The following is a 13,713-nucleotide window of genomic DNA, read 5'->3' as shown; positions in this document are numbered from 1 at the left end:
GTCCCGCACGCCCCTAGCTTAGCGCGGCGTAGCCGCGACGGGTGCCGGCTGTGCCGCCGCCGGGGATTGCGCCGGAGCCTGGGGTTGCGCTACAGCCTGGGGCTGGGCTGCTGCCTGGGCCGGTGCCACGGTTTGAGGCTGTGCGGCGGCTTGAGGCTGCGCCACGGCCTGGGGCCGCGCTACGGCCTGAGGTTGTGCCACGGCTTGAGGCCGTGCCACCGCCTGGGGCTGTGCCGCGGCTTGCGGCCGCGCGGCGGGTGCCTGGCGTGCGCCGCCATTGGCCGCCGGCGCAGCCTCGGTCACCTCGCGCCAGCCGCCGCCCAGCGACTTGTACAGCGATACGCGGCTGGTCAGGCCGGCCAGCTTGTACGTGATCAGCGCCTGCTGCGCGGTGTAGAGCTGGCGCTGGGCGTCGAACACACCGAAGTAGTCGTCCACGCCGTTCTTGAAACGCATTTCCGACAGCCGCCGGGTCTCGCTGCCTTCGCGCACCAGGGCTTCCTGCGCCTGCACCTGGCGCTCGTAGGTGGCGCGTGCCGCCATGCTGTCGGCGACCTCGCGGAACGCGGTCTGGATGGTCTTCTCGTAGTTGGCGATGTTGATGTCCTTGCGCACGTTGGCCGCATCCAGCCCGGCCCGGTTGCGCCCGGCGTCGAAGATCGGCACGGTCAGCTGCGGCGCGAACACCCATGCCATGCCGCCGGAGAACAGCCCCGCCAGGCTGCTGCTAGCTACGCCCAGTGCGCCGGTCAGCGAGATGCGCGGGAAGAACGCCGCGCGCGCCGCGCCGATATTGGCGTTGGCCGCCTTGAGGCGGTGCTCGGCGTTGAGGATGTCGGGGCGGCGCACCAGCACGCTGGACGGCAGCCCTTCGGGGAACTCGCTCACCAAGGCGCGCGCGTCCAGCGGATCTCGCGCGGCCGCGTTGGCGTTGGCAGTTGCCGCGCCGGCATCGGTCACGGATTTCGGCAACGGGCCGCCGATCAGCAAAGACAGCGCGTTCTCATCCTGGGCCACCTGCCGCGTGTATTGCTCAACGCCCACCTGCGAGGTCTGCACCTGGGTTTGCGCGCGATGCTGGTCCAGTTGCGCCATCGCACCGACCTGCCGCCCGCGCCGCACCATCTCTGCCGCGTCCTGCTGTGTCTTCAGCGTGTCCTGCGACAGCTTCAGCAGTGCGCGGTCGGCCAGCAGCGTCAGGTAGGCGTTGGCCACCTCGGACACCAGGCTGATCTGCGCACTGCGGCGCGCTTCTTCCGTAGCCATGTATTCCTCGAGCGCGGCATGCTTGAGGCTGCGCACCCGGCCGAAGAAATCAAGCTCGAACGCGGTGAAGCCGATGCCCGCGTTGTAGGTGGTGATCTGCGGCGACTGGCCCGCCGCGCGCAGCCGTTGCGGCAGCCGCTGCGAGACCATGCCGGCATTGCCATCCACCGTGGGGAATTGCGCCGCGCGCTCGATCTGGTACAGCGCGCGCGCTTCGTCGATGGCAAGCGTGGCCATGCGCAGGTCGCGGTTGTTGGCCAGCGCCAGTTCGATCAGCTGGCGCAGTTGCGGGTCGACGAAAACATCGCGCCAGCCCAGGTCCGCGGCCGAAGGGCCGGCGGGTCGGGCCGGCTGGCCCGGCTGTGCCGCGCCGGCCTGCGGGGTGCGGTAGGCAGCGCCTTCCGGCCACGCTGACGGGACCGGCGCGTCGGGGCGCTGGTACTGCGGCTCGAGCGTGCAGGCCGCAAGGGCCAGCACGAGTGCGCCGGGCAGCAGCAGGCGCGGCGGGGGCAGGGTACGGGGGCGTGGCAGGCTTCGCATGGATGGTTCCGGAGAGTGGGGATTGTTATCTGGCATGGTTCAGCCCAGCAGCGCGCGCCGCACAAAGCGCGACAGCGCCAGCTTGGGCTGCCCCTGCCGGGCAATGTTGTGTGCGGGATCGGTGAACAGCAGCCGGATCAGCGCGTGGCGCGCCGCCATGCCGGCGTTCAGGGCGATGCCCAGCAACTGGCCGTCGCGGCGCACCACGCGGCACGGGATCCAGCCGGTCTGCGCCAGCCACAGCGCGCCCTCGGTGCCGGCGGGAATGGCCGGCGCCAGCGGCGTGGTGACGGCCACGCCGTTGCAGGAAAGATCCCTGGTGGTGACGCGGTATTCCTTGCCATGCACGCGCAGCAGCGCTGCCGCGCGGTGCGGGAAGCGCTCTTCCTTGCGCGGGCGCGGCAGTTCCACGCAGACCAGCAGCGAGGCCAGGTACAGCATCAGCGCCACCCCGGTCCAGATGGTGTTGAAGGCGAGCCCTTGCGCATCGGGGTCCACCACCAGGGCGCGGCCCAGTCCCAGCGCGGAGAAGCCCAGCAGCCCCGCGTACAGCGCCGCGAACTTGCCGTGGATTACCAGCTTGGAGCGGTCCAGCCCCTTGTTCGTGACCTTGAACGGCCGCCCGAACGGCTTGAACATCGCGCTCACCAGCGATGCGGTGACGGCCAGAGCCGCCACGATCTGCGTGACTTCGGTGAAGATCGGCAGCGCGCGCTGGCCGGTGATCCAGATGCTGTACGCCCAGTACGCCACCAGCGCCGGCAGGCCGTAGGCGAGGAACTGCAGCGGCTCGCCGTAAAGCGTGGAGACGCCGAGGTACCAGTACAGCAGCGGCCCTGCCAGCAGCATCAGCGTGAATGGCCGCGACAGCCAGTGCAGCAGGCCGTGCACGTAGTGCAGCCGCTGCATCCCGGTGTAGCCGCGCCCGCGCAGCGGCCCGTCCGCGGTCAGCGCCACCTGGATCGTGCCCAGCCCCCAGCGGCTGCGCTGGCTGATGTACTCGGGCAGGCCTTCGGCTGACAGGCCCACGCTCAGGCGCTCATTGAGCCAGCGCGTGATATAGCCGTGCGGCAGCAGCCGGTAGGTCAGGTGGATGTCCTCGGTCACCGTGCCGGTGGGGAAGCCGCCGATCAGGTCGATCAGGTCGCGCCGCACCACGAACGAGGTGCCGATGCAGAACGCCGCGCCCCAGGCGTCCTTGGCCGGCTGCATCACGTCGAAGAAGGCGCGCTGTTCATCGACCCAGCATTCGGTGGCGCGCAGGTTGTACTGGATCGGATCCGCGTTGTAGTAGAACTGGGGTGTCTGCACCACGCCCACGCGCGCATCGCTGAACAGGCCCACGGTGCGCAGCAGGATATTGCGATGCGGTGCGAAGTCGGCGTCCAGCACCAGGATGTAGGGCGCGCCGCCGGCCGCGGCGCTGTGGCGCAGGCCGTTGTTGAGATTGCCGGCCTTGGCGTGGGCGTTGTCCGGGCGCGTCACGTAGTGCGCGCCGACGCGTTCGCAGAACTCGCGCAGCCAGTCGCGGCGGGTGTCGTCCAGCACCCAGACGCGGAAGTCGGGATAGTCTATCGCCAGCGCCGAGACAATGGTCTTCTCCAGGATGTCCAGGCCTTCGTTGTAGGTGGCGATGAAGATGTCCACCGGCGGCACCTGCTTCGCGCGGCGCAAGGCGGCCTCGCCTGCGTCGGCGTCGGGGGTGTGGTTGCTGGTGCGCGCCAGCACCACGATCGACAGCAGCGTATAGGCCAGCGTCATGCATTCGAAGGCAAAGAACACATGGGCCCACACGCTGGCGAAGGTCATCTGCCAGTCCGGCAGTGTTTCGCGGATGCGCCAGGTCAGGTACACCGCCAGCAGCAAGGCGGTGACGCCGCCGAACAGCACGCGGTCCGCCGGCCGGTCTTGCCGGCACAGCATCGAGAGCAGCACCATCGCCAGCAGCACGCCGCCGTTGATGACCAGCAGCGTCTGGTTTTCCAGAAACAGGGCGAACATCGTCACTCCTTGGCGGCGGTGTTGACAGGGGCGGTTGCAGGTGCCGCGGCCGCAATGGCCGGCGGCGGGCAGGACGGTTCCAGGCATCCGCCCGGACGGAAGGGGTTCCAGCGCGCCGCGGCCAGCACGGCCCATGCGGTGGCGCCCAGGTGGGGCAGGTGGAAGTAGTGGAAGTCTTCCGTGGTCGAGGTGGGCCCGATCGACAGCCCGGTGCTGATGCGCGCCTCGGGCGTGGCGTAGAGCATCCCGGACGGCGCCCGCTGCGACAGCAGCAGCTGCCACAGCGGCTGCGCCTGTTGCGCCTGCCCGGCGGCCTGCAGCACCAGCGCGGCCTGCCCGGTGCCTTCGGTCCAGATGCCGTCGGGGCCGCCCTTGAAGCCGTAGCCTGCGCCGGCGCGATGCTTGGCCTCCACCCACGCCAGGTTGCGGCGCCAGTCCTGCGGCGGGTCCGGGATCGCGATCAGCGGCCACAGCACTGCGTCCAGCGCGGACGGGCCGGCGTTTGGCGCGCGCCCATCGTCGCGCGTGCCGATGATGAAGCGGCCCTCGCGCGCCTGCCACATGGCGCTGACAAAGCCGCGCGAGCGCGCCGCGCCATCGCGCCAGCGCGCATCGTTGCGCTGGCTCGCGAGCCAGCTGAAGGCGGCATAGGTATCGACGTTGTGCTCGGTCGACTTCCAGCCCTGGCGGGTCTGTTTCGGCTCATGGCCGAAGAAGCCGCCGATATAGCCGGCGGGCGCGCCCGAGTCGGGCACGATGGCATGCACCCAGCCCATCAGCGCGGCGGCGCCATCGAGGTAGCGCGCATCGCGCGTGGCGTCATGCACGGCCAGCAGCAGCAGCGCGGCCCAGGCCACGTTGCCGGTGGCGGTGCCGGCCTGGTAGGCATCTTCAAACCAGCGCTTGCTGGGCTCGTCCCACCAGCCTGGCAGGGGCACCGGGCCGGCCGGCAGCGGGCCGGCGCGATAGGCGTTGCGCAGGCGCGCATCGCGGAAGTGGCGGTCCTGGCGGGTTGCCTGCAGCACGGCGTCGGCAATGCGGCGCGCTTCGGCGGGACGCTTGCACGCCACCAGCGCGATGCCGGCCAGCGCGTTGTCGTAGACGAAGGCGGCATTGCGCAGCGCCGGGGCCAGCGGCTCGCCGCCCGGCGCGGGTTCATAGCTGGCGAGGAAGACGGGGCCGTTGCCGCTTTCACGGCTGACGCGCTCGGCCAGTGTCTTGCAGCCGTCGGCCAGCAGCGTCTGCTGGGCAGGCTCGGCAGCGCGCGCCGCGCCTGGCGCCAGCACGAGCACGGCGGGCAGCAGCGCGCCGGCAACCAGGCGGGGCAGGCGTGTAGTCGGGATCGGCAGTCGCATCCGGGTCTCCTTAGCCTGCGTCGGCGGTTATATCAGCGATGCCCGCAGCTGGCCCAGCCAGCTCTGGTTCAGCGTCACGCGCGCCCAGCGGCCCATGCCGCAATGGCCCGACTGGCTTGGCCCTGCCGCTGCCCGTGTTGCTGTCGCTGAGGCAGCCGCCTTGCCCGGCACGTTGTCCAGCGGGCGGTCGAGCTTGGCGATCACATAAATCTCGTTCTTCTCGATCGGCGGGAAGGGCACGAAGTAACGCGCCTGGTCGCCGTCCGGCGCGCGCGGCAGCACCTCTGCCACCGATGCCGGCAAGGCCGTGGGCACGCCGTCGACATTCACGTTCAGCCGTGCACCGGGCAGCAGGTTGTCGCTGAGGCTGCGCGGGAACACCGCCACCACGCGCGTCTGCGCGCAGTTGCTGGCGCGCGCCAGGGTGGCGCCGGCGGCCACGCGCATGCCGGGCTGCGCGATCAGGTCTTCGATGGTGCCGGGTTCGGCCGAGCGGATCTCCAGGTTCGAGAGCCGGTCGAGACGCTCCTGTTCCGTGGCGATCATCTCGTCGACCGACTTGCCATAGGCCTCCAGTTGTTCCAGCTCTGCCGTCAGCTGTGCCGATTCCGCGCCCAGCACCTGGCGTCGCTGGGCCAGCGTGGCGCTGGGGCCGTCGGTGGATGAGGCATAGACCTTGTTGCGCGCGGCCTCGCTCACGCTGACTGCGTTATCGAGCTCGGCCTTGGCCGCTGCCTTGGCATTGGTGAGCATCGACAGCTGGTAGCGCGAGGCATTGGTGTAGGCCTCGCTGACGGCCCCGGCCCACTGCATGCTCTGGTTGCGGTTGACCACTTCCTGCTGCTGGTCTTCCTGCGCCCTGGCCGATGCCAGGCGCGCCTCCAGGGCGCGCACGCGCGCCCCGTGCTCGCGTTGCGCAGCGCTGTTGTAGCGCTGCAGGTCCTGCTCGGTGGCGGCCATCAGCCGGCGGTTGCTTTCCAGCCGAGCGCGGGCGGAGTCATGGCGCTGCTGGTTGTCGAGCTTCTTGCCGGTCAGGTCGACCAGCAGCGAACGGTCGATGTTCGGGTTCTGCACGACCATCAGCGCCTGGTTGGCCGAGAACGGCTGGCCCGCGGCCACCATCTGCTTCATCACGATGCCTTCCACGGGAGAAGTCACCAGGCTGACCGGGCTGTTCACCACGGCCCGCTCCGACGAGCGCGTAAACACATTTGGAAACATGATTGTCAGCACGGCCCAGATGATGAACAGCACCACGCCGTAGCCCGCCATGCGCGGCACGATGTGCCAGAGCGGCACGGTAACGGGCTGCGGGCGTTGCACCAGGCCGTCGCCGTGGGGCTGGCGCAGCGGAGCCGGGGTCAGCGGGTGTTGTCTGGGTGGCGGATTATTGCGCTGGTCGGCCATGGTGGTGTTCTCCGGCAAGCAAAGTCAAAAAGCGTCCCCGCCGGCATGCACAGGTGCATGCCGGATGAGCGAAATTCCAGGCAAGCGGGTACCGTCGCGCTATGACTGTCGCGCGGTGCCCGGCTTGCATGTCCCCAATTCAGCTTGTTGTCTGCAGCGCGCTCGATGTGGCCAGGCCGTATCGGTGCGCCTTGCAATCGGGCCGACAAGCGGCCCGTGGATTTGCCCGGCTTCATCCGGGCAGAGTTGAACAATGGCCAGTCAATGGCCAAGAAGTGGCAGCCCGCTGACGCAAAGATTCATGCACTCAGGCCGCCGTGTGTGAGTTAAAGGCTAGTCAGTTGCCCCGTCCCTTGCTGTAAAAATGTGTAAGGGGAGGCTGTAGCACTGCTTAACACGGCAGTAACATGGCATGCGATGAACGACGAATACAGCACACATTGACGGGTTTTGACTCTGGCAAGGAGTTGAGTCCGGCAGCGATGGCAGTTGGCGCGCGCTGCGGTGACGCGGCTAATCGTCGGCGGCAAGTGGCGGCGCGATGTGCTCCAGCGGCCGCCGCTCGGCGTCGATGCCGAAGCGCAGTGCCAGCAGCCCGGCGACGATCACCAGCACCGCGCCGAAGCCGTAGCCTGCCGCCACGGCTTCGCGGCTGCCGCTTTCAATCAGCGCGCCCAGCAGCACTGGCGCGATAAAGCCGCCGGTGCCGGTGCCCACGGCATAGAACACCGAGATCGCCAGCGCGCGCATTTCCAGCGGGAAGACTTCGCTGGCGGTCAGGTAGGCGGAGCTGGCCGCGGCCGAGGCCAGGAAGAATACCGCCGACCAGCACAGCGCCTGGCCGCGCGCATCGAGCCAGCCTTCAACGAAGGCCCAGCCGGTCAGTGCCAGCCCGATGCCGGACAGTACATAGGTGGCGGCAATCATGCGCCGGCGCCCGATGTGGTCGAACAGCGGGCCAAGCAGCAGCGGCCCCAGGGCGTTGCCCAGCGCAAAGGGGAAGATATACATTGCCACGCGCGCTTCCGGCACGGCATAGAAGCGTGTCAGCACCAGCGCATAAGTGAAGAAGATCGCGTTGTAGAAAAAGGCCTGCGCCACCATCAGCGCCAGCGTGATCATGCTGCGGCGGCGGAAGCGCCGCAACAGCAGGCGCATGACTTCGCCCACGCCCGGCGCGGCGCGCCGGCGCATCGCCACCGCGACGCAATCGGGTGCCACCGGCGGCAGCGGGCCGTGGCGGGCGCGCACCTCGGCCTCGATCGCGGCGATCACGCGCTCGGCCTCTTCCAGCCGGCCGTGGGTGGCAAGCCAGCGCGGGCTCTCCGGCACATGCTTGCGCACCAGCACGATGGCCACGGCCAGCACCGCGCCCAGCGCGAAGCAGACGCGCCAGCCCCAGACCGGGCCGAACACGCGCGCATCGAGCAGCACCAGGCTCAACCCGGCGCCGAGTGCCGCGCCCAGCCAGAAGCTGCCGTTGATGGCCAGGTTGACGCGCCCGCGCACGCGCGCCGGGATCAGTTCGTCGATGGCGGAATTGATGGCCGCGTATTCGCCGCCGATGCCAAGGCCGGTGAAGAAGCGGCAGGCCGCAAAGAAGGCAAAGCCGGGTGAGAACGCGGTGGCCAGCGTCGCCACCATGTAGACCGCGAGCGTGGCCAGGAACAGCCGCTTGCGCCCGAGCCGGTCGGCCATGCGCCCGAACACCAGCGCCCCCAGCACCGCGCCGGCGATATAGAGCGAGCCCGACCAGCCCACCTGCGTCGCGGTCAGGCCCAGCGTATCGGGGCGCTCCAGCACGGCGCCGACCGAGCCCACCAGCGTGACTTCCAGGCCATCGAGGACCCAGGCGACGCCCAGCGCAATCGCCACGCGCCAGTGCCAGCGCGACCATGGCAGGCGGTCCAGCCGCCCCGGAATGTCGGTGCGGAATGCGGTGTCGACGGGAAGGCTGGCGAGGGCGGTATCGGTTGGCATTGCCAACCAGTATAGGAAACGGGTGCCGCCGCGCTCAGCGGTACAGCACCGTGGGCAGCCAGAGGCCGATGCCGGGGAAGACGTAGAGCAGCACCAGCGCAATCAGCTGGATGCCCATGAACGGCAGCATGCCCAGGAAGATCTGGTTCAGCGTGACATGCGGCGGCGCCACGCCCTTCAGGTAGAACGCGGCCATGGCCACCGGCGGCGACAGGAAAGCGGTCTGCAGGTTCAGCGCCACCAGCAGCCCGAAGAACAGCGGGTCGATGCCGAAGTTATCCAGCAACGGGATAAAGATCGGCATGAAGATGATGATGATCTCGGTCCATTCCAGCGGCCAGCCGAGCAGGAAGATGATCAGCTGCGCCAGGATCATGAACTGCACCGGCGACAGGTTCAGCGACAGCACCCATTGCTCGACCAGCGCCTGTCCGCCCAGCAGCGCGAACGCCGCAGAGAAGATCGACGAGCCCACGAACAGCCAGCACACCATGGCGCTGGTCTTGGCCGTCAGCAGCACCGATTCCTTGACCACGCGGAAGTTCAGCTGCCGGTACGCTGCCGCCAGCAGCGCGCCGCCGAGCGAGCCCACCGCCGCGGCTTCGGTCGGCGTGGCCAGCCCGAACACGATCGAGCCCAGCACCGCCAGGATCAGCAGCGCCAGCGGGAAGAACGACGACAGCAACATCTTGAAGATTTCCAGCCGCGCGAAGCTGAAGCGCCAGTAGAAGTACACCAGCACCGCCGCCACGGCCGCCAGCGTGATCCAGAACCAGCGGGGTGCGGATGCTGCAGCCGCCGCCGGCACTGGCGCTGGCTGCGCCCCGGCTTGCGCTGCGGTCGTCGGTGCAGGGGTGGTAGCGGCGGGATCGGCCGGCGCTGCGGGCGCAGCGGGTTCTTCCACTGGCGGCGCCTGCAGGTCGTCGAGTGATGCGCTGCTTTCCTCGGCGCCTCCCATCGACAGCGGTGCCTCCGCCGCGACGCTGGCGGCAGGTGCGGTGACCGCGCTGTATATCGTTCCCATCACCAACACCACGGCGATCGCCGGCAGCAGCACGATGCCCAGCTGGCGCGCGAACACTGCCGTCGGCAGGTCGGCATTGCGCGGACCCTTGAGCGCGCGCATCAGGCCGGCACCGAGCGCAGGCAAGGCATGGGTGGCGCCGCCGGCTTCCAGCGTGCGCGCCACCGGCGGCAGCGGCACCACCCGCTCGGCTTCCGGCAGCGGCGGCGCGAGCGCGGGCTTGAACTTGGCCAGGATCAGGATGTAGAGGATATAGAGCCCGGTCAGCATCAGGCCCGGGAAGAACGCGCCCGCATAGAGCTGCACCACCGACACGCCCGCGGTGGCGCCGTAGACGATCAGCAGCACCGACGGCGGGATCAGGATGCCCAGGCAACCGCCCGCGGTGACCGCGCCGGCCGACAGCGAGGTGCTGTAGCCCGCGCGCAGCATGGCGGGGAAGGCGAGCAGGCCCATCAGCGTGACCACGGCGCCGACGATGCCGGTGGCGGTCGCGAAGATCGCGCAGGTCACCAGCGTGGCCACCGCGAGCGAGCCGGGAATCCACGCCAGCGCAAGGTGCAGGCTGCGGAAGAGCTTTTCGATCAGGTTGGAGCGCTCGACCAGGTAGCCCATGAACACGAACAACGGGATCGAGATCAGCACGTCGTTGGTCATGACGGCATAGGCCCGCTGCACCATCAGGTCCAGCGTCTGTTGCACCGCGATCGAGGGGTCGGCGTGGCGGTAGGCCAGCCAGGAGAACAGCACGCCCATGCCCATCAGCGTGAACGCGGTGGGGAAGCCCAGCATGATCGCCACCACGATCAGCGCCAGCATCAGCAGGCCGAGATGCCCGTTGGTCCAGTCCGCCGGCGCGGGCATGAACCACGCCACGGCGCCGACGATCAGCACCATCAGGGAAACGCCGAACCACAGTTCCCTCCTCATCGGCCGGCTCCAGGCTGGTCGTCGCGCGGCGGCGGTGACTCGGCCAGCTCAGCGGTAGGGGTGCCTTGCACCATCTCCTTGAGCTGCTCGACATCGACTTCCTCGACATCGCCTTCGCGCAGCGGCCAGCTGCCATTCGCCAGGCACAGGATGCAGCGGATGGTCTCGGCCACGCCCTGCAGCAAAAGCAGCGCGCCGGCCACGGGAATCACTGCCTTGAACGGATAGATCGGCGGGCCGTCGGCGGCGATGGAAGAGTGTTCGTCCTGTGCCAGCGAGACCTCGAAGAAATCAATGCCGGCCCAGGCCAGCGCGATCACACCGGGGAAGAAGAAGGCCAGGTAGAGCACCAGGTCGATTGACGCCTGCATCCGCGGCGACAGGAAGCCGTAGAGGATGTCGCCGCGCACGTGGCCGCGCTTGGCCAGGGTATAGGCGCCAGCCAGCATGAACAGCGTTCCGTACAGCATATTGCTGGCATCGAACACCCAGGCGTGCGGCGTGCCCAGGACATAGCGCGAGAACACCTCGTAGCTGATCATCAGCGTGAGCCCGATGATCAGCCACGCGCCGGCCTGGCCGACGAAGGTGCTGATGCGGTCGATGCCAAGCAGCAGGCGTTGCACGGTTTGGCCCCCGGAGTGGCGCGGCTCAGGTGCGTTTGGAGAAGTAGTGGCTCGTTGCCAGCCGGAAATCGACGTTAGTGTCGTTCTGCCAGCGCGTGGCGCGCTCGGCGAAGGCCTTCATCGAATCGTTGACCTTCTTGAACATCGGGTTTTCTTTTTCCTTGCGCGCCACGATCTCATCCCATACTTTCAACTGCGCCTGCAGCACCGAGTTGGGGGTCGCGTAGAACTTCACGCCTTGCTTCTGCAGCGCCTGGTAGTCCTTGGAATAGCGGTCGATCGCCTTGATCGACATATCCGCGGACGCCGCCTCCACCGCGTTGGCGATCAGCGCCTTGAGCTTGGCCGGCAGCGCGTCATAGCGTTTGCGGTTGAACAGGATCTCGAACTGCTCCGAGGGCTGGTGGAAGCTGCGCAGCATGCAGACCTTGGACACGTCCTGGAAGCCCAGCGCGCGGTCGGAGCTGGCGTTGTTGAACTCGGCTGCATCGAGCAGCCCGCGGTCCAGCGCCGGCACGATCTCCGCGCCCGGCAGCGCATTCACCGCGGCGCCCAGGCCGGTGAAGATGTCGATCGACAGCCCGACCGTGCGGAACTTCAGCCCCTTGAAGTCTTCCGGCTTGGTGATGGGCTTCTTGAACCAGCCCAGCGGCTGGGTCGGCATCGGGCCATACAGGAACGACACCACGTCCAGGTTCAGGCTGCGGTAGATCTCCTGCTGCAGCTCCTTGCCGCCGCCGTACTTGTGCCAGGCCAGCAGCATGTTCGGGTCCATGCCCCAGGCCGGGCCCGAGCCCCACAGCGCCAGCGCCGAGTTCTTGCCATACCAGTACGCGATCACGCCATGGCCGCCGTCCAGCGTGCCCTTGCTGACCGCGTCGATCAGGTCGAAGGCCTTGACCACCGCGCCCGCGGGCAGCAGCTCGATCTTCAGGTCGCCGCCCGACATATTGTTTACCTTGGTGACGAAGTCGCCGGCGAACTCATGGAAGATGTCCTTGGTGGGCCAGGTGCTCTGCCAGCGCATCGTGACCGGGCCTTGCGCCTTGACGATGGCCGGGAAGCCCATTGCCGCGGCGCCCGCGGCCGCACCGGCGGCCCCCCCAAGGAAGCCGCGCCGGGAAACGCCTGGCTTGGTTTCCGCTTCAGGTTTTGCTGCGCCTGCTTTCCTTGTCCTGGATGCCATGACCGCCTCCATTTGCTATGTGTTGGATTACCCGCGAGCGCCGGCCATGGGGGCCGAGACAACTCGCCACTGACGCGAACATCGGAAAAGTCGGGAAATCTGGAGCATGCCGGGCCAGTGGCCGCGCGGCAGGGGCGGGCGTGCAGGTGGCCCGTGATTCCCTTCATGGTAGGAAAGGGACAGGGAACCACAATCTAGGGATTACCCGCGCGGTGGGGGCCCGCGCACTTTGGCGGGGCCGGCCGATGCCGCGGACCTGGGGCTGGGCGCTCAGGTGCGGGCGATGCCGACCGTGAACTCGGCCTCCAGCAGCCCCGCTGTATCGGCAGCCTGGCGCACGCGCATCTGGTTCGGGTGCGACCCCGCGATCGGGTCCTGCGTGGTGGCGCGAGACGGCACGCCGCGCGCGCGGTAGGCCGGGTGGCTGCCCAGCACCTCGCGGTTCAGGGTATCGCTGAAGTACAGCTGGCTGGTCAGGGCTTCCGACCGCCCCAGCAGCACCTTGAAGTGGATATGGATGGCGCGTGGCGCGTACCAGCCGGGATAGATCGACGTGAACGTGGCCACGCCGTCCTGGCTGGTAGGCTGGACGCCACGCAGGAAACGCGCCTGGCGGTTGCCGCGGCCCTCGCCGCTGTAGTTGCCGTCGGCATCGCAGTGCCAGATGCTGACCAGCGCACCCGGCACCGGCCCGCAGCCGCGCCCGGCATCCACCACCCGGATGCGCAGCCGCAAGGGCTGGCCGGGCCGGTCGTCGCGGATGTCGGTGCGCACCAGGGCATCGTCAAGGTAGAAGGGGCCTTCGGTGGCGGCGGGCGTCAGCAGGCAGGCGGCAGGAGTGGCTGCTGCCGCCCCGGGCGCAATGCCGGCAGCGGCAAGCAGGCCGCCCAACTCATGCAGGAAGCGGCGGCGCGCCGCGTCGGTGGCTGCCGCGCTATCGGCGCCAATTGCCGGGCGCACTGTCATGGTGGGCTCCGAGGTGATCCGCGTGCGCCTTGCGGCGCGTGGTGCTGCCGCGCTGGCGCCGGGACGTCAGCGTCCCATCGCCTTGAGCATCGAGTAGCCGTGGCTGGTGATGCGCGGCTCCTGCCGGCGGCCGTGCAGGATCTCAAGTTGTACGAGTTGCTTTTCGACCAGTGCCTTCAGGTCGATGGGGTCGATCTGGCGGGAATCGCTGGAATCGAGGGAATCGGGGCCGTCGCTCAGCAATAGCAGCGTGGCAAGTTCATGCGGGCTCAGCACGTTCGTCTCCTTGGCTAGAGGGGGGGCGTTTGCTGGGAGTCTGCGCGGCGCAGCAGCGCCAGGCGCGGGAAGATTGTCAAGAAGCCCTGGAGACGATGCGGCACATGCCGCCCATGCGTGCTGCGCCGCGGTGAAATGCTGCGGCGCGGCATCCTG

10 protein-coding genes are annotated in these 13,713 nt (G+C 68.7%); all 10 read right to left on the bottom strand.

Going from position 1 to position 13,713, the window contains the following annotated elements:
- Positions 1–18: 18 nt before the first annotated feature.
- The 10 genes from AC3WLE_RS22725 to AC3WLE_RS22680 all read right to left on the bottom strand — a co-directional run bounded on the left by AC3WLE_RS22725 (position 19) and on the right by AC3WLE_RS22680 (position 13,557).
- On the bottom strand, positions 19–1,806 hold the full coding sequence (locus tag AC3WLE_RS22725) for an efflux transporter outer membrane subunit (RefSeq protein WP_492350995.1): 1,788 nt from the start codon (positions 1,804–1,806) through the stop codon (positions 19–21).
- A 39-nt stretch (positions 1,807–1,845) separates the two neighbouring features.
- On the bottom strand, positions 1,846–3,807 hold the full coding sequence (locus AC3WLE_RS22720; protein WP_492319086.1) for a glycosyltransferase: 1,962 nt from the start codon (positions 3,805–3,807) through the stop codon (positions 1,846–1,848).
- A 2-nt stretch (positions 3,808–3,809) separates the two neighbouring features.
- Positions 3,810–5,162: a hypothetical protein gene (locus AC3WLE_RS22715; protein WP_492350994.1), complete on the bottom strand. Its 1,353-nt coding sequence runs from the start codon at positions 5,160–5,162 to the stop codon at positions 3,810–3,812.
- A gap of 27 nt (positions 5,163–5,189) precedes the next feature.
- Positions 5,190–6,569: an HlyD family secretion protein gene (locus tag AC3WLE_RS22710; RefSeq protein ID WP_492319088.1), complete on the bottom strand. Its 1,380-nt coding sequence runs from the start codon at positions 6,567–6,569 to the stop codon at positions 5,190–5,192.
- A 513-nt stretch (positions 6,570–7,082) separates the two neighbouring features.
- The gene (locus AC3WLE_RS22705) at positions 7,083–8,549 is read right to left on the bottom strand and encodes an MFS transporter (RefSeq protein ID WP_492319089.1); all 1,467 of its coding nucleotides are present in this window, start codon (positions 8,547–8,549) and stop codon (positions 7,083–7,085) included.
- Positions 8,550–8,583: 34 nt separating this feature from the next.
- Positions 8,584–10,503: a TRAP transporter large permease gene (locus tag AC3WLE_RS22700; protein ID WP_492356454.1), complete on the bottom strand. Its 1,920-nt coding sequence runs from the start codon at positions 10,501–10,503 to the stop codon at positions 8,584–8,586.
- The gene (locus tag AC3WLE_RS22695) at positions 10,500–11,129 is read right to left on the bottom strand and encodes a TRAP transporter small permease subunit (protein ID WP_492319091.1); all 630 of its coding nucleotides are present in this window, start codon (positions 11,127–11,129) and stop codon (positions 10,500–10,502) included. Before AC3WLE_RS22695 ends, AC3WLE_RS22700 begins: the two co-directional genes overlap by 4 nt.
- Before the next feature lie 25 nt (positions 11,130–11,154).
- Positions 11,155–12,198 (bottom strand): TRAP transporter substrate-binding protein, encoded by a 1,044-nt coding sequence (locus tag AC3WLE_RS22690; RefSeq protein WP_200872559.1) that lies wholly within the window; start codon positions 12,196–12,198, stop codon positions 11,155–11,157.
- 387 nt (positions 12,199–12,585) lie between these two features.
- Positions 12,586–13,281: an intradiol ring-cleavage dioxygenase gene (locus AC3WLE_RS22685; protein ID WP_492319092.1), complete on the bottom strand. Its 696-nt coding sequence runs from the start codon at positions 13,279–13,281 to the stop codon at positions 12,586–12,588.
- A gap of 66 nt (positions 13,282–13,347) precedes the next feature.
- A complete protein-coding gene (locus tag AC3WLE_RS22680; RefSeq protein ID WP_035819482.1) occupies positions 13,348–13,557 on the bottom strand; it encodes a hypothetical protein in 210 nt (69 codons plus the stop codon).
- Positions 13,558–13,713: the final 156 nt, after the last annotated feature.

The sequence above is a fragment of the Cupriavidus sp. FW306-1B-F12B genome (assembly GCF_058781795.1).
Note: the sequence above shows the minus strand (reverse complement) of the source record. Positions and strands in the feature narration are given on the sequence as shown.